The sequence below is a fragment of the Micromonospora sp. CA-248089 genome (genome assembly GCF_050948515.1).
GTDB lineage: Bacteria > Actinomycetota > Actinomycetes > Mycobacteriales > Micromonosporaceae > Micromonospora.
In genome coordinates, this window is the sequence record NZ_CP192016.1 from 1,639,771 (window position 1) to 1,664,557 (window position 24,787).

Sequence of the window (24,787 nt, forward strand, 5' to 3'; positions counted from 1 at the left end):
CTCAGAGGTCGAGCACGAGGGTACGGGGACCGACGTTGACGCTCTCCACGAGCATGTGGGCGCGGAACCGGCCGGTCTCCACCTTCGCGCCCCGGGCGCGCAACTGCTCGACCACGGCGTCCACCAGGGGTTCGGCCACCTCGGCGGGCGCGGCGGCGGTCCAGCTCGGCCGCCGGCCCTTGCGCGCGTCGCCGTAGAGCGTGAACTGGCTGACCACCAGCAGCGGCGCCCCGACGTCGGCGGCGCTGCGCTCGTCGTCGAGGATGCGCAGCTCGTGCAGCTTGCGGGCCATCGTGGCGGCCACCTGCGGGGTGTCGGTGTGGGTGACGCCGAGCAGCACCAGCAGTCCGTCGGTGATCTCTCCGGTCACCTCGTCGTCGACCGTCACACGGGCCCGGCCGACGGTCTGCACCACCGCCCGCATCAGTCGGTCACCGGCTCGACGATGCCGCGCTCGACCAGGTGCGCCACGATCGGCCCGGCCGCCTCGGCCAGCTCGTCCGGCGCCACGTCGTGCGCGGCGGCGAGCAGGGCGAGCTGGTCGCGCAGCGGCAGCCGGCCGTCGGCGCCGCCGACCAGGGCGAGCACCAGCGGGTCGATCTCCTCCGACCAGCGCAGGCCGCGAGGCATGGCCAGGACCTGTCGGTCGACGGCCCAGCCGTCCTCGCCCATGGTGGCCTCCTGCCGGAGCTGGAGCCCTTCGGCGGCACGGTAGCGGGCGGCCAGCAGGCCCTCGGTGCCCCGGGCGCGCAGCCAGTCCTGCCGGTCGAACCACTCGCCGATCCGGTCGCCCAGCGGCGGCTCGACCCGCTGGCGCAGGTCCTCCACCCGCACGACCGGCTGGTCGTGGCCGGAGCGGCGCAGCGAGACGATGCCGAAGCCGATCGCCTCCACCTTGTGCGCGTCGAACCAGTCCAGCCAGGCCGCCATCCGCTGCGGGTCGGCGCTCTCGCCCACGTCGGTGAGCCAGAGGTTCACGTACGCCATCGGGTCGGCCACCTCGCGCTGGATCACCCAGGCGTCCAGGCCGGTGCCGGCGAACCAGCCGGTGACCCGCTCGGCCCAGTCCTCGCCGGTGACGTGCACCCAGTTCGCCAGGTACTGCATGGTGCCGCCCTCGGTGAGCAGGTCCGGCGCGGCGGCGGCCAGCTCCGCGCCGATCGCGTCGCCGACCCGCCCGGAGTCCCGGTAGACGTGCGTGGTGGTGCCCGGGCCGACCACGAACGGGGGGTTGCTGACCACCAGGTCGAAGCGGCGCCCGGCCACCGGGGCGACCATGTCCCCGCGCAGCAGCTCCCAGTCCTGCCCGTTGAGCGCGGCGGTGGTGGCGGCGAACCGCAGCGCCCGCTCGGAGACGTCGGTGGCGGTGACCCGGCGGGCGTGCGTACCCAGGTGCAGTGCCTGGACGCCGGAGCCGGTGCCCAGGTCGAGCGCGGTGTCCACGGTCGGCCGCACGGCGGCCGAGATCAGTGTCTGGGTGGCGCCGCCGATGCCGAGCACGTGCTCGGCGTGCAGCGGGCGGCCGGGCCGCGCGGCGGCCGGCACGTCGGCGAGCACCCACCACTCGTCGCCGTACGGCTCCAGGTCGACCCCGGCGCGCAGGCCGTCGCCGTACCGCTCCACGATGCCCCCGGCCAGCGCCTCGTCCAGCGACAGCGGGGCCAGCGCGGCGGCCACCGCCGCCTCCGGCTCGGTCTGGTCGCAGATGAACACCCGGATCAGCGTGGCCAGCCGGTCCCGGTCCTCGGTGGCGCGCAGCGCGGCCCGGTGGTCGTTGCGGGCCACGGCGCCGGTGGCCTGCGGGCCCAGGCGCTCGGCGATGCCGTTGGCGGTGAAGCGGGCGAGCGTCAGCGCGGTGCGCAGCGCGTCGACCCCGGCGGGGGAGAGCAGCATGTCGTGACGGTCCACGTGCCCATCCTGCCCCGGGCGCCCTCCGGCGTGACGCGCACCCGCCGATCCATAACGTCGACCGCATCTATCGGCAACTATCTCTTTCATGTGCGTCGATCCCTGGTTAGCATTCCTGCCAACATCCGTCGATGGGGTGATCCGGACACAAACCGGGCCGCCCCGGTAGGGAGCCAGACGATGCCCGACGTGTCCCTTCCCCGGCGGCGCGCGCTGCGTGCGCTCGCCGTCACGGCCGCCGCCGCGGCCTTCGCCGCCGCCGCCTCCACGCCCGCTCTCGCCGCACCCACCGGGGAGATTCGGTACGCCGGTGCCGCCGACGCCGTCAGCGGCAGCTACGTGGTCGTGCTCAAGGGCGACGCGGTCGGCACCGCGAACACCCTCGCCGCCCGTACCGCCGTGCCGGACCGGGCCGCCGGCCTGGCCAAGCGCTACGGCGGCAACGTCGGCACGGTGTGGAGCGCCGCTCTCACCGGCTACAGCGCGAAGATGACGCCCGCCCAGGCGCGCCGGCTCGCCGCGGACCCGGCCGTCGCGTACGTCGAGCAGGACCGCGTCATGACCACCCAGGGCACCCAGACCGGCGCCACCTGGGGTCTGGACCGGATCGACCAGCGCAACCTGCCGCTGAACAGCACCTTCACCTACCCGAACACCGCCAGCAACGTGCGCGCCTACATCATCGACACGGGCATCCGCACCACGCACAGCGACTTCGGCGGCCGGGCCACCTGGGGCACCAACACGGTCGACAGCAACAACACCGACTGCAACGGCCACGGCACGCACGTCGCCGGCACCGTCGGCGGCACCAAGTACGGCGTGGCCAAGGGCGTGCGCCTGGTGGCCGTCAAGGTGCTCAACTGCTCCGGCAGCGGCACCACCGCCGGCGTGATCAGCGGCGTCAACTGGGTCACCTCGAACGCGGTGAAGCCGGCCGTGGCGAACATGAGTCTCGGCGGCGGCGCCAGCAGCACGCTGGACAACGCGGTGGCCAACTCGATCAACTCCGGCATCACGTACGCGCTCGCGGCGGGCAACTCCAGCGCCAACGCGTGCAACTCCTCGCCGGCCCGGGTCGGCGCGGCGATCACGGTGGGCGCCACCACCAGCACCGACGCCCGTGCCTCCTACTCCAACTACGGCTCCTGCGTGGACATCTTCGCTCCGGGCTCGTCGATCACCTCGGCGTGGCGCACCAGCGACACCTCGACCAACACGATCAGCGGCACGTCGATGGCGTCCCCGCACGTGGCCGGCGCGGCGGCGCTCGTGCTGTCCGCGAACACCTCCTACACCCCGGCCCAGGTGGCCAGCTACCTGACCAGCAACGCCACCACCGGCAAGGTGACCAGCCCGGGCTCGGGCTCGCCGAACCGGCTGCTCTTCGTCGTCAACTGACGACACGGGTGACCTGACCACTCCGTGGGCCGCGGCCCGGTGGACCTCCCAGGGGTCCGCCGGGCCGCGTCACGTCGTCGGGGAGTCGGCGCCCGTACCGGGCGGGCGGGGCGGCACTATGGTCCCCATGACGCTGTCACTGCCCATCGACCCGCAGGCGAACGAACTGCTGGCGCGCAGCCCGCTGGCCCTGCTCCTCGGGATGGTGCTGGACCAGCAGGTGCCGATGGAGAAGGCGTTCTCCTCCCCGTACGTGCTGGCACAGCGCCTCGGCCACGAGCCGGACGCCGCGGAACTGGCCGGGTACGACCCGGACGCGCTGGTGGAGATCTTCGCCCGGCCGCCCGCGCTGCACCGGTTCCCCAAGGCGATGGCGGCCCGCGTGCAGGAGGTGTGCCGGGCGCTCGTCGAGCGCTACGACGGCGATCCGGCCCGGCTCTGGTCCGACGTGACCGACGGCCGGGAACTGCTGCGCCGGGTGGGTGAGCTGCCCGGGTTCGGCCGGCAGAAGGCGCAGATCTTCGTCGCGCTGCTCGGCAAGCGGTTCGGGATCACCCCGGACGGCTGGCGCGAGGCGGCGGGTGACTACGGCGACGCGGACGCCCACCGGTCGGTGGCGGACGTGACCGATCCGGAGTCGCTGCGCCGTGTCCGCGAGTTCAAGCAGCGGATGAAGGCGGAGGCGAAGGCCGCGAAGGGCTGATCCGCCGAGCGCCGCCGCAACCGGCGCGCCGCCCCTGTCGTTTGTTGCCAGGACGGGGACGGGGGACTGGCGATGACCGAGCAGCGGGGCGGGGCGCTGCTGCGTACCGCGTCCAGTCCCGGCCGGGCCACCTTCCTGGAGCTCTTCTTCGACCTGGTCTTCGTGTTCGCGCTGACCCGGGTCTCGCAGCGCCTGATCAACGGCATCGACGGCTCGCCCGGCGCGGTGGCCGCCGGCGTGGGCAAGACCCTGCTGCTGTTCATGGTGCTGTGGCAGGTCTGGACGATCACCACCTGGGTCACCAGCCGGTACGAGCCGGAGCGCGTCGTCATCCAGGCCGTGGTGGTCGGCACCATGTTCGGCAGCCTGGTGCTGGGCGTGACGCTGCCCCGCGCGCTGGAGGAGCGGGCGCTGCCGTTCGCGCTCGCGTACGTGGTGGTGATGGTCGGCCGGCCGCTGCTGATCGCGATGGCGTTGCGCCGGCACCCCCGGCGCCTGGTCCCGCTGCGGCTGGCCGCCTGGGCGGGGGCCAGCGCCCCGCTCTGGATCGCCGGCGCGCTGATGCCCGGTCCACGCCTGGCGCTGTGGGTGGTCGCGCTGGCGGTGGACCACCTCGGCACGCTCCTGGGCTGGCCGCTGCCGAGGATCGGGGCGTCGCGCATCCGGCAGTGGCGCGTGACCGGGGAACACCTCGCCGAGCGCTACCAGCAGATCTTCCTCATCGCGCTCGGCGAGTCGATCCTGGTGATCGGCGTGACGTACAGCGGAAAGGGGTTCTCCGGCGAGGCCGCCGTCTCGTTCGCGATCTCGTTCGCGATCACCGCGTTGCTCTGGCGCATCTATTTCCACCGAGCCGGTCACCTGCTGGCGGAGGCGCTGCGGATGGCCGGCACGCCGGGGCGGCTGGCCGAGTCGGCGGCGCAGACCCACCTGTTCATGGTGCTCGGCGTGCTCAGTGCCGCGGTCGGCTACGAACTGGTCATCACCCACCCGTACGACACGGCCCAGCCGAACTGGCTGGTCTTCGTGGTGGGCGGCCCGGCGCTGTTCCTGGCTGCCCGGTCCCGGTTCGAGTACGAGATCTTCGGCCGGGTGTCCCGCCCCCGGCTGGCCGGGCTGCTGGTGCTGGTGCTGCTCCTGCCCGCGCTGGCGGCCGTGCCGGCGATGTTCGCGCTCGGCGCGGTCGCAGTCGTGCTGGCGCTCGTCGCGTTGGCCGACGCCCGCCGCGCCTGGCACCGGCCGCCGGAGTCCTCCGCCTCGCCGATCGGCCGCGAGATGGCCGGTGAGTTCGGCCCCGAGGCGTGAGCCGTCAGGCGGCGGTCGGGCGGGACAGTGACGCCAGCGCGCGGCGTACGTCGGCCAGCGACACGGTGGCCGAGTCGTCCAGGTCGGCCAGGCCGGCCTCGATCCACTGCCGCATCAGCGTGGTCACCCCGATGCCGCGCGCGTCGGCGGCGGCACGGACCCGCTCGTACGTCTCCAGCGGGAGCCGGACCGACCGGCTGACCATCGGCACGTCGGTGTCGGGGGTGGGCAGCTGCGCCGGTGACGTGTCGTCGATCAGGTCGGCGAACGCGTCGCCTCCGGCGTGGAACCGCTTGGTCGCCTCGTCACGGTGCATCGTGACCGCCTCCTCGTCGGCGTGAGGTCCGCACCGCCTCGTCGTAGCGCTTGGCCTCGACGTCGCTCAGTTCGCGGGCGGAGAGGATGTCCCAGTCGTTGTCGGTGCCCTCGGCCTCGGCCAGCAGCACGGCGAGTCGCCGGCCGCGGTGCTCGGTGGCGTAGACCACCATCACGTCGTCGCCGAGATGCCGGATGACCCGGTGCCTGCTGTGCAGGGCCTCCCAGACTTCCCCGGGTGTGACGTCGTAGACCCGCAGGTTCGCCAGCGCCTCGTCGGTGAAGCTGAACCGGTTGGCCACGGTCGAAGCGTACCACGCGCGTAACACGCACCCGCCTGTCACGATTTTCGCCGATCATCCGTCCGGAGTGACAGGATGGCCCTATCCCCTCGTAGGAGGTCCGTGGTGAAGCGTCAGGCGTACCAGCCGATACTGATCACCGACGCCCCGCGCAGCCAGGACGACCAGCTCAACAGCCGGCAGAAGCGGTACGTGCTGATGATGGCCATCCGGGTCGCGTGTCTGGTGGCCGGCGCGATCCTGGTCGGCGCGAAGGCCCCGCTGCTCTGGCTCTGGCTGCCGCTCTGCGCGCTCGGCATGGTGCTCGTGCCCTGGCTCGCCGTGTTGCTGGCGAACGACCGGCCGCCCAAGGAGGAGCACCGGCTGGCGAACCGGTTCCAGAACCGGCGCCGCGAGGAGCCCGCGCCCACCGCCCTCACCGCCGAGGAGAACCCCCACAAGATCATCGACGCCGAGCCCTGACCGGCCCGGGCGGAGCACCACCCGGACCGGTCGCCGCCGTCAGGGAGCCGGGCGGGCGCCCACAGTCGTCACGGCCAGCGCGCCCAGGTCACCGGCGCGGGCCAGCGCGGCCCGCGGGTCGGCACCGTCCAGCCACGCGGTGAGCAGCCCGGCCGCGAACGCGTCCCCGGCCCCGGTCACGTCCACCACGTCCACGCCGGGCGCGGGCGCGAACTCCACCACGCCGCCGCGCTCCACCCAGACCGCGCCCGCGGCGCCCTGCTTGACCACCACCCGGTGCGCCACCGCTGTCAGCGCCCGCGCCTGCGCCGCCGGGTCCAGCCCGCCGGCCAGCACCGTCGCCTCGTCCGTGTTGACCAGCAGCAGGTCGACGTCGCGTACCCAGGTCAGGAACGCACCGCCGACGCGCCGCTGACGGTCAGCCCGCGCTCGCGGGCCGTGGCCAGCGCGCGCAGGCCGGCGCCGCGCGACCCGACGTCCAACAGGGTGTACGCGGACAGGTGCAGATGCCCGGCGTCGGGCGCGGCGGCCAGCGCCGCCTCCACGTGCCCGGCGGTCAGCCGCAGGTTCGCGCCCCGCTGGCTGACCATCGTGCGCTCCCCGTCGTGGACGAGCACGATGACGGTGCCGGTCGGGTAGCCCTCGTGCCGCTCCACCGCGCAGTCCACACCGATCCGGGTCAGCTCGGCCACCCGCTCCCGGCCGGTCTCGTCGTCGCCGACGGCGGCGACCAGCGTCACCGCGGCGCCCTGCCCGGCGAGCCAGGCCGCGGTGTTCGCCGCCTGCCCGCCGCCGCTGAACCGGATCCCGGCCGCGGTGTCCGAGCCGGTGGCGAGCGGCCCGGACAGCACCGCGAGCACGTCGGTGATCACGTCGCCGACGACGACTATCCGCGGCGTGGCGCTCATGCGGTGGCGGTGGAGCGGGTCGCTGCGGCGACCGCGATCCGGGCCGCGAGGTCGGCGTTGCGCAGGATGATCCGGACGTTCACCGCCAGGCTGGCGCCCTCGGTGGCGGAGTGGAAGTGCGACAGCAGGAACGGGGTGACCGCCTTGCCGGTGATCCCATCCCGGGCCAGCGCGGCCAGCCCTTCGGCGAGTGTGCGGTCGTGCAGCGCCGGGTCGAGCTGCTCGTCGGCGGGCAGCGGGTTGGCCACCACCAGGCCGCCGTGGTGCACGCCGTGCGCCGCGCGGGCGGCCAGCACGTCCGCCACCTGCTCCGGCGACTCGACCGACCAGTCGAGGTCGAAGCCCGCGTCGGTGAGGTAGAAGCCGGGGAAGCGGCGGGTGCGGTAGCCGACCACGCCCACCCCGAGCGTCTCCAGCCGCTCCAGCGTGGCGCCCACGTCGAGGATCGACTTCACCCCGGCGCAGACCACGGCGATCGGCGTCCGGGCCAGCGTGACCAGGTCGGCCGACTCGTCGAACGTCTGCGCCGCCTCCCGGTGCACGCCGCCGAGCCCACCGGTGGCGAACACGCCGATCCCGGCCGCCGCCGCGACCGCGCTCGTGGCCGCCACGGTGGTGGCGCCGTCCGCTCCGGTGGCCGCCGCCGGGGCCAGGTCGCGGACCGAGAGCTTGCTCACGCCGTCGACGGTGGCGAGCCGGGTGAGCTGGGCGTCGTCCAGCCCGACCCGCAGCTCGCCGGCGACCATGCCGATGGTGGCCGGCACCGCCCCCGCGTCCCGTACCGCCTGCTCGATCTCGCGCGCCACCCGCAGGTTGTCCGGGCGGGGCAGCCCGTGCGAGACGATCGTGCTCTCCAACGCGACGACCGGGCGGCCGTCCCGCAGGGCGTCGGCCACCTCACTACCGAGACTGATGTGAAAGTTGGTCACGTCGGCTACCGTACGGCCCGCTTCCGGCCGGGGCCCAGGTGGACCGGGGCGGACCGACCTGGAAAACTGGAACGCCGGAGGTGGAGTCGTGAGCACAGAGATTCTCGAGCGTCCCGAGCTGAAGGACGCGGACACTGGTCCGGAGATGTTCCACTACGTCCGCAAGGAGAAGATCGCCGAGAGTGCCGTCATGGGCACCTACGTGGTCGCGCTCTGCGGCGAGACGTTCCCGGTCACCAAGGCGGCCAAGCCGGGCTCGCCGGTGTGCCCGAAGTGCAAGGAGATCTACGACTCGTACGCCGAGTGATCCCGGGCGGCTCCGCCGCCCCTGGACGTAACCTGCGGCGGTGACCACCTCCACCGCACTTCTCCTCGCCGACCTCACCGGCGTGGCGGTCTTCGCCGCCTCCGGCGCCTCCGCGGCGGTGGCGAAACGGCTCGACCTGTTCGGGGTGGTATTCGTCGGCGTGGTCGCCGCGCTCGGCGGCGGCATCTTCCGCGACCTCGCCATCGACGAGGTCCCCCCGCTGGCGTTCGCCGACTGGCGGTACGCCGCCACCGCTGCCGTCGTCGCCACCGCCGTGTTCTGGCTGCACCCCCAGCTCGCCCGGCTGCGCACCACAGTGCTGGTGCTGGACGCGGCCGGCCTCGGCCTGTTCACCGTCACCGGCACGCTCAAGGCCCTCGACGCCGCCGTGCCGGCCGTCGGCGCCTGCATGATCGGCATGCTCACCGCGATCGGCGGCGGGCTCGGCCGCGACCTGCTCACCGGCGAGATCCCGGTGGTGCTGCGCCGCGAGATCTACGCCCTGGCCGCGCTCGCCGGCTCGATCGCGGTGGCGCTGCTGTCGGCGTGCGGACAGGCCACCGCCGTGCCGCTGACCGGCGCCGCGCTGTTCGTGATCGGGCTGCGCCTGATCGCGCTGCGCCGCCGCTGGTCCGCCCCGGTGGCGACGATGCGGCCGCCGCGCACCGGCACCCGCGGACCACTGCCCTGACCCGCTTCCCGCCGGGGTGGGCGGATGTGACAGGCGTGGCGTCGAGTGGGGCGTACGGCCCGCGCTGGTTATGCTGAACCGGCCTTCGCGGCACCGGATGCGCGAGGGCGTTTTCATGGGCGGCGGCTCCCGTGGCCCCGGTCGGGCCCGCCGCCGTCCGCGGCGGAGAGGAGCTACGCGTGCCACCGCGGATGCCGACGCTCGACACGTTCCCGCCCCTGCGCGCGTGGCAACGCAAGGCGCTCGTGGAATACCTGCGCCGCCGCACCGAGGACTTCACCGCGGTCGCCACGCCCGGCGCCGGTAAGACCACGTTCGCGCTGCGCATCGCCGCCGAGCTGCTCGCCGACGGCACCGTCGAGGCGGTCACCGTGGTCGCGCCGACCGAGCACCTGAAGACCCAGTGGGCACAGGCCGCCGCCCGGGTCGGCATCCAGCTCGACGCCGCGTTCCGCAACGCCGACCTGCACTCCGCCGCCGACTTCCACGGCGCGGTGGTCACCTACGCCCAGGTCGGCATGGCGCCGCAGGTGCACCGGCGGCGCACCATGACCCGCCGCACGCTTGTCATCCTCGACGAGATCCACCACGCCGGCGACTCGCGTACCTGGGGCGACGGCGTGAAGGCGGCGTTCGAGCCCGCGGTACGCCGGCTGATGCTCACCGGTACGCCGTTCCGCTCCGACGACAACCCGATCCCGTTCGTCAGCTACGAGCGCGGCGGCGACGGGCTGCTGCGATCCCGCGCCGACTCGGTCTACGGCTACTCCGACGCGCTGCGCGAGGGCGTGGTCCGGCCGGTGCTGTTCCTGGCGTACTCGGGGGAGACCCGGTGGCGCACCAACGCCGGCGAGGAACTGGCCGCCCGCCTCGGCGAGCCGATGACGCAGGACCTGATCGCCCAGGCGTGGCGTACCGCGCTGGACCCGGCCGGCGACTGGATGCCACAGGTGCTGCGCGCCGCCGACGCCCGGCTCAGCGTGCTGCGCGCCAACGGCATGCCCGACGCGGGCGGCCTGGTCATCGCCAGCGACCAGCAGGTGGCCCGCTCGTACGCGAAGCTGCTGGAGCAGGTGACCGGTGAGAAGGCCGCCGTGGTGCTCTCCGACGACCAGGGCGCGTCCGCGCGGATCGCGACGTTCGCCGCCTCGCAGCAACGGTGGCTGGTCGCGGTGCGGATGGTGTCCGAGGGCGTCGACATCCCCCGGCTGGCAGTCGGCGTGTACGCGACGAGCGCCAGCACCCCGCTGTACTTCGCGCAGGCGATCGGCCGGTTCGTCCGGGCCCGCCGCTCCGGCGAGACCGCGTCGGTCTTCCTGCCGAGCGTGCCGCACCTGCTCGGGCTCGCCAGCGAGATGGAGGCCGAGCGGGACCACGTGCTCGGCAAGCCGAAGGACCGCGAGGGCTTCGACGACGACCTGTTGGAGCGTGCCCAGCGCGACGACGGCGCCAGCGGGGAGCTGGAGAAGCGCTTCGCCGCGCTCTCCGCCACCGCCGAGCTGGACCAGGTGATCTTCGACGGGGCCTCGTTCGGCACCGCCGCCCAGGCCGGCACGCCGGAGGAGGAGGAATACCTCGGCCTGCCCGGGCTGCTCACCGCCGACCAGGTCTCGCTGCTGCTGACCAAGCGGCAGGCCGAGCAACTCGCCGCGCAGAAGCGCCGGGCCGCCCAGCGGACCGCTGAGCCGGCCGCTGCGGCCCCGGCGGCGGCACCCCCACCGATGAGTGCCGCCCAGCGCCGGGTGGCGCTACGGCGGCAACTGAACGCCCTGGTGGCCGCCCGGCACCACCACACCGGCCAGCCGCACGGGAAGATCCACGCCGAGCTGCGCCGGATCTGCGGCGGCCCGCCCAGCGCGCAGGCCACCATCGAGCAGCTCGAGGAGCGCATCGCCACCGTGCAGACCCTGTAAGGAAGGGCCCCCTGTCAACACCTCCGGTAGAGCAGGGGCCCCTTCTTGACCACCGGCACCGCACCACCGGCGCACCCGCACGAAAAACCGGCCGGAGGCTCCCCTTGCGGGTGCCTCCGGCCGGTCATGTCGGGTTGTGGACTTCTTGTCGGACCTCAGTTCGCCATCAGATCGGCGCCTCGCCAGCTGAACTCCGGGTCCGACGCGTAGCGCACGGTGATCTTGACGAGATCCTCCGCGTACTTGTTCGCGTGGTGCCCACAGAACACCAGCTCGCTCCCACCCGCCAGAGTGATGCGGAGCTTGCCGGCAGCATTGCAGCGGTCGCACCGTTCATCGGCGGCCGGGGGGCTCACCGTCTCGGGCGGCGGCGTGAGGGTCGGGGTCATCGCCTTCCTCCTCTGGTCGTCACCGATGAACACTCTCTTCGGTTGCTCACCTATCGTGCAACACCCATCTCGGGCCCTGCCTTCCCTGTGTGCCCGCGGGGGACCGAGGTCACACCTGGCGTGGAGGACAGTGTGCCGTGCACCAAGGGTGCCACGTCAACGATCACAAACAGGCAACCGACCGATCACCGATCAGTGTTCTACGGCTGGTGATCAAACCGGCACGATTTGTTGACGTGCGCGGTCAGTCCAGGTAGTCGCGGAGCACCTGGGAACGCGAGGGGTGCCGCAACTTGGACATGGTCTTCGATTCGATCTGCCGGATGCGTTCCCGGGTCACGCCGTACACCTGGCCGATCTCGTCCAGGGTGCGCGGCTGGCCGTCGGTGAGGCCGAAACGCAGGCGCACCACGCCCGCCTCACGCTCGGACAGGGTCTGCAGGACCTGCTGGAGCTGGTCCTGCAGCAGCGAGAACGACACCGCGTCGACAGCGACGACCGCCTCGGAGTCCTCGATGAAGTCACCGAGCTGGCTGTCACCCTCGTCGCCGATGGTCTGGTCGAGCGAGATGGGCTCCCGGGCGTACTGCTGGATCTCCAGCACCTTCTCCGGTGTGATGTCCATCTCCTTGGCCAGCTCCTCCGGGGTGGGCTCGCGGCCCAGGTCCTGGAGCAGCTCGCGCTGGATCCGGCCGAGCTTGTTGATCACCTCGACCATGTGCACCGGGATGCGGATGGTGCGGGCCTGGTCGGCCATGGCGCGGGTGATGGCCTGGCGGATCCACCAGGTGGCGTAGGTGGAGAACTTGTAGCCCTTGGTGTAGTCGAACTTCTCGACGGCGCGGATGAGGCCGAGGTTGCCTTCCTGGATGAGGTCGAGGAAGGCCATGCCGCGACCGGTGTAGCGCTTGGCCAGCGAGACCACCAGGCGGAGGTTGGCCTCCAGCAGGTGGTTCTTGGCGCGCTCGCCGTCCCGGGAGATCCACATCAGGTCGCGCTGGAGGTCGCGGACCAGCTTCTCCTCGCCCTCGTCGGCGGCGCGCAGCCGCTCGGCGGCGTAGAGGCCGGCCTCGATCCGCTTGGCCAGCTCGACCTCCTGCTCGGCGTTGAGCAGCGGCACCTTGCCGATCTGCTTCAGGTACGCCCGCACGGAGTCGGCGGAGGCGGTCAGCTCGGCGTCCCGGCGCGCCTGCTTGAGCGCCTCGGACTCCTCGTCGTCCCACTCGAAGTCGTTGTCGGTGGCGGAGCTGGCCGCGTCGGCCTCGGCGGCCTGGGTCAGCTCGGCCGGCTCCTCGACCACCACGTCCTCGATCTCGGCGGCCAGTTCCTCCGGGTCGATCTCACCCTCGGCGCCCTCGCCCTTGCCACCGGCCTTGGCCGGCTTGGCCGCGGCGGTCTTCGCCGCCACCGTGGCCTTGGTGGCGCGGGTCGCCTTGGTGGCCTTCGCCGGGGCCGCGGCCTTCGCCACGTCGGCGGTGGTGGCCTTGCGCGCGGTCGCCTTCCGGGGGGCCGGGGCGGGCGCCTCGTCGGCTGCGGGCGCCTGCTTCGGGGCGGGCGCGGCGGCCTTCTTGGTGGTCTTGGCGGTGGTCGCGCGGGAGGCCGGAGTGGCGGACCGGGCGGCGGCGACGCGGCGGCGGGTGCTCGCCGAGCCGTCGACCACCACCGTCACGCCCGCGTCGGAGAGCGCGCGGAGGATCTTCTTGGCCTGGGCCGGGGTCACCTCAGCGGACTCGACGGTGCGCGCGAGCTGGGCCGACGTGAGCTGGCCGCCGGCGCTCTGCGCGTGGGCGATCAGGGTGTCGGTGAGCGAGCGAACGTCGGCGCCGGTCTGGCGGGGATCTGTCACGAAGACCTTCCGGAGGCGAAAGAGCGAGCACGGCCGGGTCGTCCGGCGCAGCATGGGACGGCCGCGCCGGGCGAGTCGTTGAGGACCCCCGTGTCCCGGGCCGTCCGGTCGCTGGCGGTCCGTGGCGCGTGGGCAGGGTGAATTGTAACGCCGTCTGCCGCGATCATCCCGCGCCGCACGGCGGACCTGCGGTCCGGGACCGCAGATTCGGCGCAGATGTGGACTTTGTAAGGATGATACCCGCGCGCGAGACGGCCGGTCCCGATCGTGCGGGAAGGGGAGAAACATGATCACCTCGACGCCCACGGCGCGGGAGTTGCTCACGATCGCCGTCGACGTGGCACGGGAGGCCGCCGCCACCGCGTACCGGATGCGGGTCGAGGGCGTCTCGGTGGCCGCGACCAAGAGCACAGCGACCGACGTGGTCACCGCCGCCGACCGGGCGGTGGAGCGGCAGGTGATCGCCGCGCTGCGGCAGCGGCGGCCCGGCGACGCGGTGCTGGGCGAGGAGTACGGCTCGGGCGAGACCGGTCCCGCCGACGCCGACGGCGTGCGCTGGATCCTCGACCCGATCGACGGAACCGTGAACTACCTGTACGGGCTGCCCTACTACGCCGTGTCGCTGGCCGCCGAGGTGGCCGGTGAGGTGGTCGCCGGGGTGGTCCGCAACGTCGTCACCGGTGAGGAGTGGACCGCGACGCTCGGCGGCGGCGCCTGGCGGGACGGGCAGCGGCTGCACGGCTCGACCGCCACCGATCTCGGGCAGGCGCTCGTCGCCACCGGGTTCGGCTACGACGCCCGCCGCCGGGCACACCAGGCGCGGGTGGTGACCGAGCTGATCCCGCACATCCGGGACATCCGCCGGATGGGCGCCGCCGCGCTCGACCTCTGCCTGGCCGCCGAGGGGCGGGTGGACGCGTACTACGAGAAGGGGCTGGCCGACTGGGACCTGGCCGCCGGCGGACTGGTCGCCCGGGAGGCGGGGCTGCTGGTGACCGGCCTGTCCGGCCGCCCGCCCGGCCCGGACCTGGTGCTCGCCGCGCCGCCGGCGCTGCACGGGCCGCTGCACGCCCGGCTGGTCGACCTGGACGCCTCCGGCGGGCCGTGACCCGGCGCCGGACACGCGACGGGGCGGCCTCCCGCCGAGGGAGACCGCCCCGCGTCGTCGGGCCGCCCGGCGCCTACTTCTCGATCGGCATCGGGCAGGTCTCGGTCGGCGCCTGCGGCGCGCCCAGGTCGCCGAGCGACTGGTTGACCTCGGTGGTGGTGGCGAGCTGCTGGAACTGGTTGCCCAGGACCACGTCGACCACGTCGTCCTTGCGGTTCGGGTCGAAAGCCTGGTTGGCCTCGTTGAGGAAGTAGGCGCGCAGCAGGTGGGCCGAGCCCACGGCCTTGGGCCCGAACCGCAGCTGGGCCACGCCGTCGAACGCCTTCTTCTCGTTGCCGACCTTCTTGACCTGGAACTTGCGGTTGCGGAAGTCATCCGCGACGCTGCCGGCCCGGCCGGCCTCGTCGGTGGCGTTGTAGACGTTGATCTTGACGTCCTTCTGCTCCCGCAGTCGCAGGTCGACAAGCGGCCAGCCCTCCGGGCAGGAGGCCGCCGTGCCCGCTGTGCCCTGGGTGTCCTTCACCACGGCGATGACCACGAAGACCAGGGCGACGACCGCCAGCAGTCCGACGACAACGAGTGCCCGCACTCGCGCAAAACTCATCCTGGGCGCTCCCCGGACAGTGATTGGGTGGTGGCGGGCGACGCGGCCGGAACGCGACCGGTCGGCCGTCCAGTACGCCGCTGAGGTTAACGCTTGTCCGGCTCAGGCGTGGAAACAGTCCGACATACCGGCGCGCCACGCGGTGAACCGGTAGGACTACCCCTATCTTCGTGTCGCCTGAGTCACATTGGGAACAACTTCGGGCGCAGAGGCGTACATCTCTCCCGCGAGGGCGGTATACATGCCTCGCCCACAGGGGGGGTAAGGTTCCGCGCTCACCGGGGGCATTTCGCACCGGCGGGCCCGGCCCACCGCTCGTCGGGTCGGGTGCCCGACAGAGATGGTGGCCGGTCAGGGGAACCGAAACGGCGTCGTCCGGCGTTACAACCGGCAGCGACAATATCGATATTGGAGAGTGAAACCGATGGCCACCGACTACGACGCCCCGCGTCGCGACGAGGTCGACCTCGGCGAGGACAGCCTCGAAGAGCTCAAGGCCCGGCGGGTCGACTCACAGTCGGGCGCCGTGGACGTCGATGAGGCCGAGGTGGCCGAGAGCTTCGAGCTGCCCGGCGCCGATCTGGCCGACGAGGAGCTCACGGTCAAGGTCCTCCCGATGCAGCAGGACGAGTTCCGGTGCGCCCGCTGCTTCCTGGTCCACCACCGCAGCCAGCTGGCGGTCGAGCGCAACGGCGACCTGATCTGCCGCGAGTGCGTCTGATCCCGACCGGGGACACCAGCGGCGGCCTCCTCGACGGGGCCGCCGCTGTTCGAGCCGCCGCCGTGCGCGGTCGGCCGGAAGCTGCTTGACTCGTACGGGCGGCTGCCACGCCGCGCGGAGCGGGAGGGCGGACGGGTGAGCGAGCGCAGCGAGGGGACCGGCGCCGACCGGATCCCGGCTCCGGCGGCGAGGCCGGCACCGACCGGCCCGGACGGCAAGGCGGCGGGACCGGACACGGGAGCGGCCGGCGCGGGCACGACGCCCGGCCCGACCGGCCCCGGCCCGACCGGCCCGGACGCGTCCACCGCGAACACCTCCGGTCCGCACGCCTCCGGCCCGGACGCCGATGAGCTCGGCGCCACCGTCGCCGCCCTGACCGCCGACGACATCGCGCCCGCCCGCCGGCGGCAACTGCTGACCCGGCTGGTCGGGCAGGCCCGCGCCCGGGGCATCACCGACCTGTTCAAGCCCCGCGCGGCGGTGCGCTGGATGACCGACACGGTCGCCGAGGTCGCCCCGCACGTGCCGATCCGCGACCTCGCCACGCTCCGGCGGCACTTCCCCGGACTGGACGACGAGGCGCTCGCCGACCGGCTGGTCCGGAACGCGTCCCGCGCCACCGCCGGGGTCGGCGCCGCGGGCGGCGGGGTCGCCGCTGTCGAGTGGGCGGTCACGCCCACCCTGCTCTCCGCCCCCGTCCTGCTGGCCGCCGAGACGGTCGCGGTGGTGGCGATCGAGCTGAAGCTGATCGGCGAGCTGCACGAGGTCCACCGGGTGCCGCTGCCCGCCGGCGGCACCGGCCGCGCCGTGGCGCTGATGCAGTCCTGGGCGACCCAGCGGGGGATCAACCCGATGATGCCCGGTGTCGGGGTGAGCGCGGTGCTCGGCACCGCCGCCCGCCGGGAACTGCGGGACAGCCTGATGCGCCGCTTCGGGCGCAACCTGACCACGCTCGGGCCGTTCCTGACCGGCGCCGCCGTGGCCGGCTATCTCAACCGCCGGGCCACCCGCGCGCTCGGCGAGCAGCTGTGCAAGGACCTGCGGCGTACCGCGCGTGCCCTGCCCGACAAGCCGTCCTGACCGGCAGCGCCGGCCGGGCCCGGGGCAGCGCCGGGCAGAGGCAGAGCCGGGACGCGCCGGGCGGTCAGGCCGCGTCGCGGGCGGCCAGCAGGGCGGACGCCAGCTGGACCGGGTGCCGGGTGCTGACCACCCAGAACGGGGTCGGGTCGTCCGGGTCGTCCAGGACCACCTGCACCGCGCCGCCGATCCACGGCCGCTGCACCACGAAGGCGTACGGGTCGGAGCCGACGCCGAGCACCTCGCGCCGTCCGGCCGCGTCCAGCGGCACCACGTCCGCGACGTACCGCACCGGGAGGCGGGCGTCGTCCACCCGCAGCTCGCCGTCACGCACCTCGACCCGGATCCGGCCCAGCCACCATAGGGCCGCCACCGCGGCGGGGATCAGCAGCACGAAAGGCAGCCAGGCGCGTACCCCGGTCGCGCCCATCCAGAGCTCGACCGCGAGCAGGACGGCCGCGGCCAGCCCGGCCGGCCAGGCCCACCAGGGCAGGCCGAGGCGCTCCGCGTACGGCGCGGCGGTGGCCGGCGGGGCGGCCGGAGATGACGACTGACGCACACAGACGAGGGTACGGCGCGCGGGCGGCCCGGCAACCGGCAGGATGGCAGGGGCACCCCGCAGGACCGGACGGAAGAGGATGACCGTGACAGACGTCGTACCCGTGCCCGTGCGGCTGCTCGACCCGGAGCTGCCACTGCCGGCGTACGCCCATCCCGGCGACGCCGGGGCGGACCTGGTGGCCGCCGCGGACGTCGAGCTGCCCCCCGGCGGCCGGGCCCTGGTCCCCACCGGCGTGGCGGTGGCGCTGCCGGACGGCTACGTCGGGCTGGTGCACCCCCGATCCGGACTCGCGGCCAGACTCGGCGTGACGGTGCTCAACGCGCCCGGTACGGTCGACGCCGGCTACCGGGGTGAGATCCTGGTCAACCTGATCAACCACGATCGGGACACGCCGGCCAAGATCAGCCGGGGCGACCGCATCGCCCAGCTGGTGGTCCAGCGGGTCGCCCGGGCCGAGTTCCGGCCGGTGGCCGAGCTGCCCGGGTCCCGGCGTGGCACCGGCGGGCACGGGTCCACCGGCGGGCACGCCGGGCTGGTCCCGGCGCCGTCCGGCGGGCAGAACGAAGAGGTGGCAGGGTGAGTGTGAACAGCGGAGGGTGGGCGCAGTGATCTTCTCCCGGAAGCGGGCCGACGAGGCGCGTGACAATGGGGTCCTCGACGCCGAGGAGACCTCGTCGGCGCCGGACCGCGGCCCGTACGACGTCAGCGAGGCCCCCGACGCGCCTCGCCTCGACCTGGGCAGCCTGCGGATCCCGGCGGTGCCGGACGTCGAGGTGCGGGTCCAGGCCGACCCGCAGGGCGTGATCCAGCAGGTCGTGCTCGTGCACGGGCAGAACGCGCTCCAGCTCGGCGTCTTCGCCGCGCCCCGCTCCGAGGGCATCTGGGACGAGGTGCGCGAGGAGATCCGCCAGTCGCTCGTGAACGACGGCGCGACCGCCCAGGAGGTCGAGGGGGAGCACGGCCCGGAGCTGCGCGCCCGCGTGCGTACCCCGGACGGGCCGACCGACCTGCGCTTCGTCGGCATCGACGGCCCGCGCTGGATGGTGCGCGGCGTCTTCCAGGGCGCGGCCGCCACCGACCCGGCCGCCGCCGGCCCGCTCGCGGCCTGCCTGGACGGCCTGGTCGTCGACCGCGGCCAGGAGGCCAAGCCGGTGCGCGAGCCGCTGCCGCTGCGGCTGCCCCGCGAGGTCGCCGACCAGCAGGCCGCCGACGCACAGGAGGTCTGAGCCACACGTGCCCGGGCCCGGCGTCGTTCGATGCCGGGCCCGCGGTGTGTCCGGTCCGCAGGCTGCGGTACGCGTCCCACGCCGCTCCCGCCGGCGGGCCACTGCGCGTACGCTGGCGGGACGGTTCCGCCACCCGCGGGGCCCCGCTGTGGAGAGGGTGACGCGGAGGTCATGACGACCGACGAGAGCCGGGGGTCGCTGCGGCGGCTCCTGCACCGGCTCACCGCGAGCGAGGCCGAGATCGAGGCGCAGGAGCTGCGCCGGGAGAGCGCCGAGTCCGGCGGCACGCCCGCCCACCAGTGCAACAGGGGTCAGGTGGTGTCGGTGGCCGGACGGCTGCGCACCGTCGTCTACACGCCCCGCACGAACCTGCCCACGCTCGAGGCCGACCTCTACGACGGCAACGACGTGGTGACACTGGTCTGGCTGGGCCGCCGGCACATCGCCGGGGTCGAGCCGGGCCGGCACCTGACCGCGCGCGGCCGGGTGGCGGTGCGCGACGACCGCAAGGTGATCTACAACCCGTACTACGAGCTGGAGTCGCCGAAGTGACGACCGGACAGCAGCACACCCCGTCGGGCCTCGGCCCGCAGGACGAGGAGCGGCTGCCCAGCCTCGCCGAGCAGATGGCCGACCAGCTCGGCGGATGGCGCGGGCTGGTCGAGTCGAGCATCCCGGTGGTGGTCTTCGTGGTCGCCAACGTGATCGGCGAGCTGCGCCCCGCCGTGTACGCCTCGGTGGCGGTGGCGCTGCTGATCGCCGGGCTGCGGCTGGCCCAGCGCAAGCCCGTGCGGCACGCGGTCAACGGGCTGTTCGGCGTCGGCATCGGCGCGCTGCTGGCGCTGCGTACCGGCGACGAGCGCGACTTCTACCTGCCCGGCATCCTCTACGGCATCGGGTACGGCCTGGCGCTGCTGCTCTCGGCCGCGATCCGGCAGCCGCTGGTCGGCTGGATCTGGTCGGTGCTGGTCGCCAAGGGCCGCTCCGAGTGGCGCGACGACCCGAAGCTGGTACGCACCTTCACGCAGCTCACCGTGCTCTGGGGCGTGGTGTGGCTGGCCAAGGTCGGCGTGCAGGCCGGGCTCTACCTGGCCCACCAGGACACCGCGCTCGGCGTGGCCCGGCTCGCCCTGGGCTACCCGCCGTACGCGCTGCTGCTGCTGATCACCGTCTGGGTGGTGCGCCGGGTCACCCGGGAGCCGGCACCCACCCCGCTACCCGGTTCCTGACGCCGCCGGCTCAGGCGCGGTCCCGGTGCCGGTCCGCGCTGGGCGGACCGAGGATCACCGTGCGCACGTCGTCCTCCACCGCGGCGGTGCAGACGAACACCAGCTCGTCGCCGGCCTCGATCGGGTCGTCCGGGGTGGGCACCAGCACCCGCTTGCCGCGCACGATCGCCACCAGCGCCGCGTCCCGGGGGATCGGCACCGCGTGGATCGGCTGCCCCACGTAGGGCGCGGTCGGCGGCAGGGTGATCTCGACGAGGTTCGCCTCGCCCTGCCGGAACGTCATCAGCCGGACCAGGTCGCCGACGGTGACCGCCTCCTCGACCAGAGCCGCCATCACCCGCGGCTTGCTCACCGAGACGTCCACGCCCCACTGCTCGTTGAACAGCCACTCGTTCTCCGCCCGGTTGACCCGGGCCACCACGCGGGGCACCGCGAACTCGGTCTTGGCCAGCAGCGACACCACCAGGTTGACCTTGTCGTCGCCGGTGGCCGCCACCACCACGTCGCACCCGGCCAGGTTGGCCTCCTCCAGGCTGGCCAGCTCGCAGGCGTCGGCGAGCACCCAGTCCGCGGCCGGCACCCGATCGGGCCGCAGCATCCTCGGCTGCCGCTCGATCAGCATCACCTGGTGGCCGTTGTCGATCAGCTCCTGGGCGATCGAGCGGCCCACGTTGCCGGCGCCGGCGATGGCGATCCGCATGGCTCAGTGCCCCCCTTCCGGCGGCGCCGCCGCCAGCGACGTGACCGGGCCGTTGATGTCGTCGGTCACCAGCATGTAGACCTGGTCGCCCTCCTGGATCACCGTGGAGGCGGTGGGCAGCGTGCCGATCCCGAACCGGTTCAGGTAGGCCACCCGGGCGCCGACGGCCTGCTCAAGCTGTCGCAGCGGCCGGCCGATCCAGTCCTTGTGCACCGGCACCTCGATGATCGAGACGGTGCTCGTCGGGTCGCGGAAGATCTCCACGTTGCCCTCGGGGACCAGGTGGCGCAGCATCCGGTCGGCGGTCCACCGGACGGTCGCCACGGTGGGGATGCCGAGCCGCTCGTAGACCTGGGCGCGGCGCTGGTCGTAGATGCGGGCCGCGACCCGGGACACGCCGAACGTCTCCCGGGCCAGCCGGGCCGAGATGATGTTGGAGTTGTCGCCGCTGGACACCGCCGCGAACGCGTCGGCCCGCTCGATGCCGGCCTGGCGCAGCACCTCGCCGTCGAAGCCCGCGCCGGTGACGGTGATGCCGGCGAAGTCCGGCCCGAGGCGGCGGAACGCGTCCGCGTCCTGGTCGATCACCGCCACCGAGTGCCCACGCGCCTCCAGGCTGTGGGCCAGGGTCGACCCGACCCGGCCGCAGCCCATGATCACCACATGCACGGTGTCCGCTCCTCCCACGGCGCCGCCCGCCGAGCCGTCGCCTGCGAGCCTGCCACGTCCCCCCGCCGGACGGGGGACCGAACCGTACCGCGCGGCCTTCGACGGCGGAGATCGACCACCCCCGCGCCCCGGACCCGGTGGTCGTACGCTTGGCGGTTGTGGCCCGACCCACCTCGCTGCTGAAGCGACTCCTCCTCGGTCGACCGTTCCGGTCCGACCGCCTCCAGCACACCCTGCTGCCGAAGCGCATCGCGCTGCCGGTCTTCGCCTCGGATGCGCTCTCCAGCGTGGCGTACGCCCCGGACGAGATCCTTCTGACGCTGTCCATCGCCGGCGCCTCGGCGTTCTTCTTCTCCCCGTGGGTCGCGCTCGCGGTCGTCGTGGTCATGCTGACGGTGGTGGCGAGCTACCGGCAGAACGTGCACGCCTACCCCTCCGGCGGCGGCGACTACGAGGTGGCCACCGTCAACCTCGGTCCCAAGGCCGGCCTCGCGGTGGCGAGCGCGCTGCTCGTCGACTACGTGCTCACGGTCGCCGTGTCGGTCTCCTCGGGCGTGGCCAACCTCGGCTCGGTGGTGCCGTTCGTGGCCACCCACAAGGTGCTCATCGCGGTCAGCGCGGTGGTGCTGCTCACCGCGATCAACCTGCGCGGCCTGCGCGAGTCCGGCACCGCCTTCGCCATCCCCACGTACGGCTTCGTGATCGTCATCGGCGGCATGCTGCTGACCGGCCTGGTCCGCGTCTTCGTGCTCGGCGACGACCTGCGCGCGCCGAGCGCCGGCCTGGAGATCCAGGCCGAGCACAGCGTCACCGGGTTCGCGCTGGTGTTCCTGCTGCTGCGGACGTTCTCCTCGGGCTGCGCGGCGCTCACCGGCGTGGAGGCGATCTCCAACGGCGTACCGGCGTTCAAGAGCCCGAAGTCGAAGAACGCGGCCACCACGCTGCTGTTGCTCGGCGGCATCGCGGTCACCATGCTCGTCGGCATCATCTGGCTGTCCCGGCTCACCGGCCTGCAGTTCGTCGAGGACCCGAGGACGCAGATCATCTCCGGCCCGGCCGACTACGTGCAGAAGACGGTGACCGTGCAGCTCGGGGAGACCGTGTTCGGCGGCGGCTCGGTGCTGCTCTACGTGGTCGCCGGGATGACCGCGCTGATCCTGTTCCTGGCCGCCAACACCGCCTTCAACGGCTTCCCGGTGCTCGGCTCGATCCTCGCGCAGGACCGCTACCTGCCGCGCCAGCTGCACACCCGTGGCGACCGGCTGGCGTTCTCCAACGGCATCCTCTTCCTGGCCGTCTTCGCGGTGGTGCTGATCATCGGCTTCCAGGCCGAGGTGACCAAGCTCATCCAGCTCTACATCGTCGGGGTGTTCGTCTCGTTCACGCTCTCCCAGGCCGGCATGATCCGGCACTGGAACCGGCACCTGCGCCGTGAGCGCGACCCGGAGGCGCGCCGGCGGATGGTCCGCTCCCGGGCGATCAACACGTTCGGCATGGTCATGACCGGCGTGGTGCTGATCATCGTGCTGGCCACCAAGTTCCTGCTCGGCGCGTGGATCGCGATCGTCGCGATGGCGATGATGTACGTGGTGATGCTCGGCATCCGCCGGCACTACGACCGGATCGCCGAGGAACTGGAGCCGACCGAGCAGCGGGGCGTGCTGCCGGCCCGCAACCACGCCATCGTGCTGGTCAGCAAGCTGCACAAGCCGACGCTGCGGGCCGTCGCGTACGCCCGGGCCACCCGGCCGGACACGCTCACCGCGGTCACCGTGAACGTGGACGAGCAGGACACCCGCGACCTCCAGGCCGACTGGGAGCGCCGGGAACTGCCGGTGCCGCTCACCGTGATCGACTCCCCGTACCGGGAGATCACCCGCCCGATCCTCAACTTCGTCGCGTCGGTGCGCCGGGAGTCGCCCCGCGACGTGGTCACCGTCTTCATTCCCGAGTACGTGGTGGGGCGCTGGTGGGAGAACCTGCTGCACAACCAGAGCGCGCTGCGGCTCAAGGGGCGGCTGCTGTTCGAGCCGGGTGTGATGGTGACCAGCGTGCCGTGGCAGCTCGCCTCCACCGCCGGCAAGAACCTGGACCGGCTGGACGCCACGCTGAGCCGCGGCCCGGCGCGCGGCCCCCGGGTCGCGCCGCAGAGCACGCTGCCGCCGCCGGTGACGTCCACGCCCTCCGGGGAAAGGGAAGAGCGCTCGTGAGCGCCGACAAGCGTCCCGGTCCGGTGACCTCGCGCTCCGGCCTCGCGTCGGCCGAGCGCCCCGGTCCCGCGTCGGCGGACCGGCCCGGGCTGGAGGAGGCCGAGCGGGTCGAGCTGACCGTCGACGCGGTCGCGCCGGGCGGGCACTGCGTGGCCCGGGTCGGCGGGCAGGTGGTCTTCGTCCGGCACGCGCTGCCCGGCGAGCGGGTCGTGGCCGAGGTGACCGAGCTGCACCGGGGCTTCGCCCGCGCCGACGCGGTGGAGATCCTGGACGCCTCGCCGGACCGGGTGAGGCCGCCGTGCCCGTACGCCCGGCCCGGCGCGTGCGGCGGCTGCGACCTCCAGCACGTCGCCCCGGCCGCCCAGCTCGACTGGAAGCTGGCAGTGGTGCTCGAACAGCTCACCCGGCTGGGCGGCCTCACCGCCGAGCAGGTGGACGCGCTCGGCGTACGCGTCGAGGCACTGCCCGGCGGGCCGCTGGGCTGGCGTTCCCGGGTCCGCTACGCGGTCGACGCGGCCGGCCGGGCCGGGCTGCTCAAGCACCGCTCGCACGAGGTGGTGCCGATCGAGCGGTGCCTGATCGCGCACCCGGCGATCCAGGAGCTGCCGGTGCTCCCGCCCACCGGCGCCCGCTGGCCGGACGCCGACGCGGTGGAGACGGTCGCCAGCACCGGCGGGGACGTCGCCGTGGTCGCGTACACCGATGGGGTTCCGGCGACCGTGAGCGGGCCGGAGCGGGTCCGGGAGACGGCGGCCGGGCGGGCCTTCACGCTGCCCGCCTCCGGGTTCTGGCAGGTGCACCCGGCCGCGGCGGATGCGCTGACCGGCGCGGTCCTCGACCTGCTCGAGCCGCGGCCGGGCGAGACGGCCTGGGACCTGTACGGCGGGGCGGGACTGTTCGCCGCCGCGCTCGCGGAACGGGTCGCCGGGGCCCGGGTGACGCTCGTCGAATCCTCGCCGGACGGCGTCGCCGCGGCCCGGGAGAACCTGGCCGACCTGCGCGGCGTCGAGGTGGTGGCGGCGCGGGTGGAGACCGCGCTGGCCCGGCGCCGGATCACCGGGCCGGTCGACCTGGTGGTGCTCGACCCGCCGCGCTCCGGCGCGGGAGCGCCAGTGGTACGCGCTGTGGTGGCCGCCGGGCCGCGCGCCGTCGCCTACGTGGCCTGCGACCCGGCCGCGTTCGCCCGGGACGTGCGCACGTTCGCCCAGGAGGGCTGGCGGCTGGCCGCGCTGCGCGGCTTCGACCTGTTCCCGATGACCCAGCATGTGGAGCTGGTGGGCCTGTTCCTGCCTGGCTAGCCTG

General features: G+C 73.6%; 27 protein-coding genes and 1 pseudogene. 16 read left to right on the forward strand and 12 right to left on the reverse strand.

Annotated features, from left to right (window positions below):
- Window position 1: 1 nt before the first annotated feature.
- Together dtd and ACQP26_RS08040 are read right to left on the reverse strand one after the other, a co-directional pair.
- Window positions 2-424, reverse strand: a complete 423-nt coding sequence (gene dtd, locus ACQP26_RS08035) for a D-aminoacyl-tRNA deacylase (protein ID WP_069089362.1) — start codon at window positions 422-424, stop codon at window positions 2-4.
- Complete coding sequence (locus tag ACQP26_RS08040; RefSeq protein ID WP_433495331.1) at window positions 424-1,908, reverse strand: DUF7059 domain-containing protein; 1,485 nt, start codon at window positions 1,906-1,908, stop codon at window positions 424-426. Before ACQP26_RS08040 ends, dtd begins: the two co-directional genes overlap by 1 nt.
- Window positions 1,909-2,088: 180 nt before the next feature.
- Between ACQP26_RS08040 and ACQP26_RS08045 the strand changes: the two genes are divergently transcribed.
- From ACQP26_RS08045 to ACQP26_RS08055, 3 genes are all read left to right on the forward strand, one after another.
- Entirely contained in the window at window positions 2,089-3,309 is a 1,221-nt protein-coding gene (locus ACQP26_RS08045) for a S8 family peptidase (protein WP_281578662.1), read from the forward strand.
- 118 nt (window positions 3,310-3,427) lie between these two features.
- Window positions 3,428-4,012: an HhH-GPD-type base excision DNA repair protein gene (locus tag ACQP26_RS08050; RefSeq protein ID WP_013284776.1), complete on the forward strand. Its 585-nt coding sequence runs from the start codon at window positions 3,428-3,430 to the stop codon at window positions 4,010-4,012.
- 72 nt (window positions 4,013-4,084) lie between these two features.
- Complete coding sequence (locus tag ACQP26_RS08055) at window positions 4,085-5,317, forward strand: low temperature requirement protein A (RefSeq protein WP_269701222.1); 1,233 nt, start codon at window positions 4,085-4,087, stop codon at window positions 5,315-5,317.
- A gap of 4 nt (window positions 5,318-5,321) precedes the next feature.
- Here the strand turns inward: ACQP26_RS08055 and ACQP26_RS08060 are convergent, their stop codons facing one another.
- On the reverse strand, window positions 5,322-5,633 hold the full coding sequence (locus tag ACQP26_RS08060) for a hypothetical protein (RefSeq protein ID WP_013284778.1): 312 nt from the start codon (window positions 5,631-5,633) through the stop codon (window positions 5,322-5,324).
- A complete protein-coding gene (locus ACQP26_RS08065; RefSeq protein ID WP_269701221.1) occupies window positions 5,623-5,934 on the reverse strand; it encodes a hypothetical protein in 312 nt (103 codons plus the stop codon). The genes ACQP26_RS08060 and ACQP26_RS08065 overlap by 11 nt, the downstream gene beginning before the upstream one ends.
- Window positions 5,935-6,039: 105 nt before the next feature.
- On the opposite strand from ACQP26_RS08065, the gene ACQP26_RS08070 reads away from it, so the two are divergent.
- Window positions 6,040-6,396: a DUF3099 domain-containing protein gene (locus tag ACQP26_RS08070; RefSeq protein WP_013284780.1), complete on the forward strand. Its 357-nt coding sequence runs from the start codon at window positions 6,040-6,042 to the stop codon at window positions 6,394-6,396.
- 39 nt (window positions 6,397-6,435) lie between these two features.
- On the opposite strand, the pseudogene ACQP26_RS08075 reads toward ACQP26_RS08070, so the two are convergent.
- Window positions 6,436-7,304: pseudogene (locus ACQP26_RS08075) on the reverse strand (carbohydrate kinase family protein).
- Entirely contained in the window at window positions 7,301-8,233 is a 933-nt protein-coding gene (locus tag ACQP26_RS08080; protein ID WP_281578660.1) for a pseudouridine-5'-phosphate glycosidase, read from the reverse strand. The pseudogene ACQP26_RS08075 and the gene ACQP26_RS08080 overlap by 4 nt, the downstream one beginning before the upstream one ends.
- Window positions 8,234-8,321: 88 nt before the next feature.
- Between ACQP26_RS08080 and ACQP26_RS08085 the strand changes: the two genes are divergently transcribed.
- From ACQP26_RS08085 to ACQP26_RS08095, 3 genes are all read left to right on the forward strand, one after another.
- Window positions 8,322-8,540: a DUF3039 domain-containing protein gene (locus ACQP26_RS08085; RefSeq protein WP_018786007.1), complete on the forward strand. Its 219-nt coding sequence runs from the start codon at window positions 8,322-8,324 to the stop codon at window positions 8,538-8,540.
- Window positions 8,541-8,580: 40 nt separating this feature from the next.
- Window positions 8,581-9,231 carry a trimeric intracellular cation channel family protein gene (locus tag ACQP26_RS08090; RefSeq protein WP_269701217.1) on the forward strand — a complete coding sequence of 217 codons (651 nt, stop codon included), beginning with the start codon at window positions 8,581-8,583 and terminating at the stop codon, window positions 9,229-9,231.
- Window positions 9,232-9,410: 179 nt separating this feature from the next.
- Window positions 9,411-11,144: a DEAD/DEAH box helicase gene (locus ACQP26_RS08095; RefSeq protein WP_262013546.1), complete on the forward strand. Its 1,734-nt coding sequence runs from the start codon at window positions 9,411-9,413 to the stop codon at window positions 11,142-11,144.
- Window positions 11,145-11,299: 155 nt separating this feature from the next.
- On the opposite strand, the gene ACQP26_RS08100 is transcribed toward ACQP26_RS08095, so the two are convergent.
- Together ACQP26_RS08100 and ACQP26_RS08105 are read right to left on the reverse strand one after the other, a co-directional pair.
- On the reverse strand, window positions 11,300-11,533 hold the full coding sequence (locus ACQP26_RS08100) for a DUF7455 domain-containing protein (protein ID WP_013284786.1): 234 nt from the start codon (window positions 11,531-11,533) through the stop codon (window positions 11,300-11,302).
- A 244-nt stretch (window positions 11,534-11,777) separates the two neighbouring features.
- Window positions 11,778-13,379, reverse strand: coding sequence for an RNA polymerase sigma factor (locus ACQP26_RS08105; RefSeq protein ID WP_269701215.1), 1,602 nt, complete (start codon window positions 13,377-13,379; stop codon window positions 11,778-11,780).
- A 286-nt stretch (window positions 13,380-13,665) separates the two neighbouring features.
- Here ACQP26_RS08105 and ACQP26_RS08110 point away from each other — a divergent pair, with 286 nt between their 5' ends.
- A complete protein-coding gene (locus ACQP26_RS08110) occupies window positions 13,666-14,487 on the forward strand; it encodes an inositol monophosphatase family protein (RefSeq protein WP_269701214.1) in 822 nt (273 codons plus the stop codon).
- Between the two features lie 73 nt (window positions 14,488-14,560).
- Here ACQP26_RS08110 and ACQP26_RS08115 read toward each other — a convergent pair whose 3' ends face one another.
- Window positions 14,561-15,076: a LytR C-terminal domain-containing protein gene (locus tag ACQP26_RS08115; protein ID WP_433496106.1), complete on the reverse strand. Its 516-nt coding sequence runs from the start codon at window positions 15,074-15,076 to the stop codon at window positions 14,561-14,563.
- Window positions 15,077-15,515: 439 nt separating this feature from the next.
- On the opposite strand from ACQP26_RS08115, the gene ACQP26_RS08120 reads away from it, so the two are divergent.
- Window positions 15,516-15,812, forward strand: coding sequence for a DUF4193 domain-containing protein (locus tag ACQP26_RS08120; protein WP_013284790.1), 297 nt, complete (start codon window positions 15,516-15,518; stop codon window positions 15,810-15,812).
- 135 nt (window positions 15,813-15,947) lie between these two features.
- On the forward strand, window positions 15,948-16,892 hold the full coding sequence (locus tag ACQP26_RS08125; protein WP_433495332.1) for a hypothetical protein: 945 nt from the start codon (window positions 15,948-15,950) through the stop codon (window positions 16,890-16,892).
- Between the two features lie 64 nt (window positions 16,893-16,956).
- Here ACQP26_RS08125 and ACQP26_RS08130 read toward each other — a convergent pair whose 3' ends face one another.
- Window positions 16,957-17,448 carry a DUF3093 domain-containing protein gene (locus ACQP26_RS08130; RefSeq protein ID WP_269701213.1) on the reverse strand — a complete coding sequence of 164 codons (492 nt, stop codon included), beginning with the start codon at window positions 17,446-17,448 and terminating at the stop codon, window positions 16,957-16,959.
- A gap of 85 nt (window positions 17,449-17,533) precedes the next feature.
- Between ACQP26_RS08130 and dut the strand changes: the two genes are divergently transcribed.
- The 4 genes from dut (at window position 17,534) to ACQP26_RS08150 (ending at window position 19,906) form a co-directional block, all read left to right on the forward strand.
- The gene (gene dut / locus ACQP26_RS08135) at window positions 17,534-18,031 is read left to right on the forward strand and encodes a dUTP diphosphatase (RefSeq protein WP_281578657.1); all 498 of its coding nucleotides are present in this window, start codon (window positions 17,534-17,536) and stop codon (window positions 18,029-18,031) included.
- Window positions 18,032-18,056: 25 nt separating this feature from the next.
- Window positions 18,057-18,677, forward strand: a complete 621-nt coding sequence (locus ACQP26_RS08140) for a DUF3710 domain-containing protein (protein WP_269701212.1) — start codon at window positions 18,057-18,059, stop codon at window positions 18,675-18,677.
- Between the two features lie 171 nt (window positions 18,678-18,848).
- A complete protein-coding gene (locus ACQP26_RS08145; RefSeq protein ID WP_269701211.1) occupies window positions 18,849-19,229 on the forward strand; it encodes an OB-fold nucleic acid binding domain-containing protein in 381 nt (126 codons plus the stop codon).
- Window positions 19,226-19,906: a DUF3159 domain-containing protein gene (locus ACQP26_RS08150; protein ID WP_269701210.1), complete on the forward strand. Its 681-nt coding sequence runs from the start codon at window positions 19,226-19,228 to the stop codon at window positions 19,904-19,906. Before ACQP26_RS08145 ends, ACQP26_RS08150 begins: the two co-directional genes overlap by 4 nt.
- Window positions 19,907-19,916: 10 nt before the next feature.
- Here the strand turns inward: ACQP26_RS08150 and ACQP26_RS08155 are convergent, their stop codons facing one another.
- Both ACQP26_RS08155 and ACQP26_RS08160 read right to left on the reverse strand, forming a co-directional pair.
- Window positions 19,917-20,606 (reverse strand): potassium channel family protein, encoded by a 690-nt coding sequence (locus ACQP26_RS08155; RefSeq protein WP_269701209.1) that lies wholly within the window; start codon window positions 20,604-20,606, stop codon window positions 19,917-19,919.
- A 3-nt stretch (window positions 20,607-20,609) separates the two neighbouring features.
- Window positions 20,610-21,275, reverse strand: coding sequence for a potassium channel family protein (locus tag ACQP26_RS08160; RefSeq protein WP_269701207.1), 666 nt, complete (start codon window positions 21,273-21,275; stop codon window positions 20,610-20,612).
- A 158-nt stretch (window positions 21,276-21,433) separates the two neighbouring features.
- Here ACQP26_RS08160 and ACQP26_RS08165 point away from each other — a divergent pair, with 158 nt between their 5' ends.
- Window positions 21,434-23,485 carry an APC family permease gene (locus ACQP26_RS08165; RefSeq protein ID WP_269701206.1) on the forward strand — a complete coding sequence of 684 codons (2,052 nt, stop codon included), beginning with the start codon at window positions 21,434-21,436 and terminating at the stop codon, window positions 23,483-23,485.
- Between the two features lie 89 nt (window positions 23,486-23,574).
- Complete coding sequence (locus ACQP26_RS08170; protein ID WP_433496107.1) at window positions 23,575-24,783, forward strand: class I SAM-dependent RNA methyltransferase; 1,209 nt, start codon at window positions 23,575-23,577, stop codon at window positions 24,781-24,783.
- The last annotated feature ends 4 nt before the right edge of the window (window positions 24,784-24,787 follow it).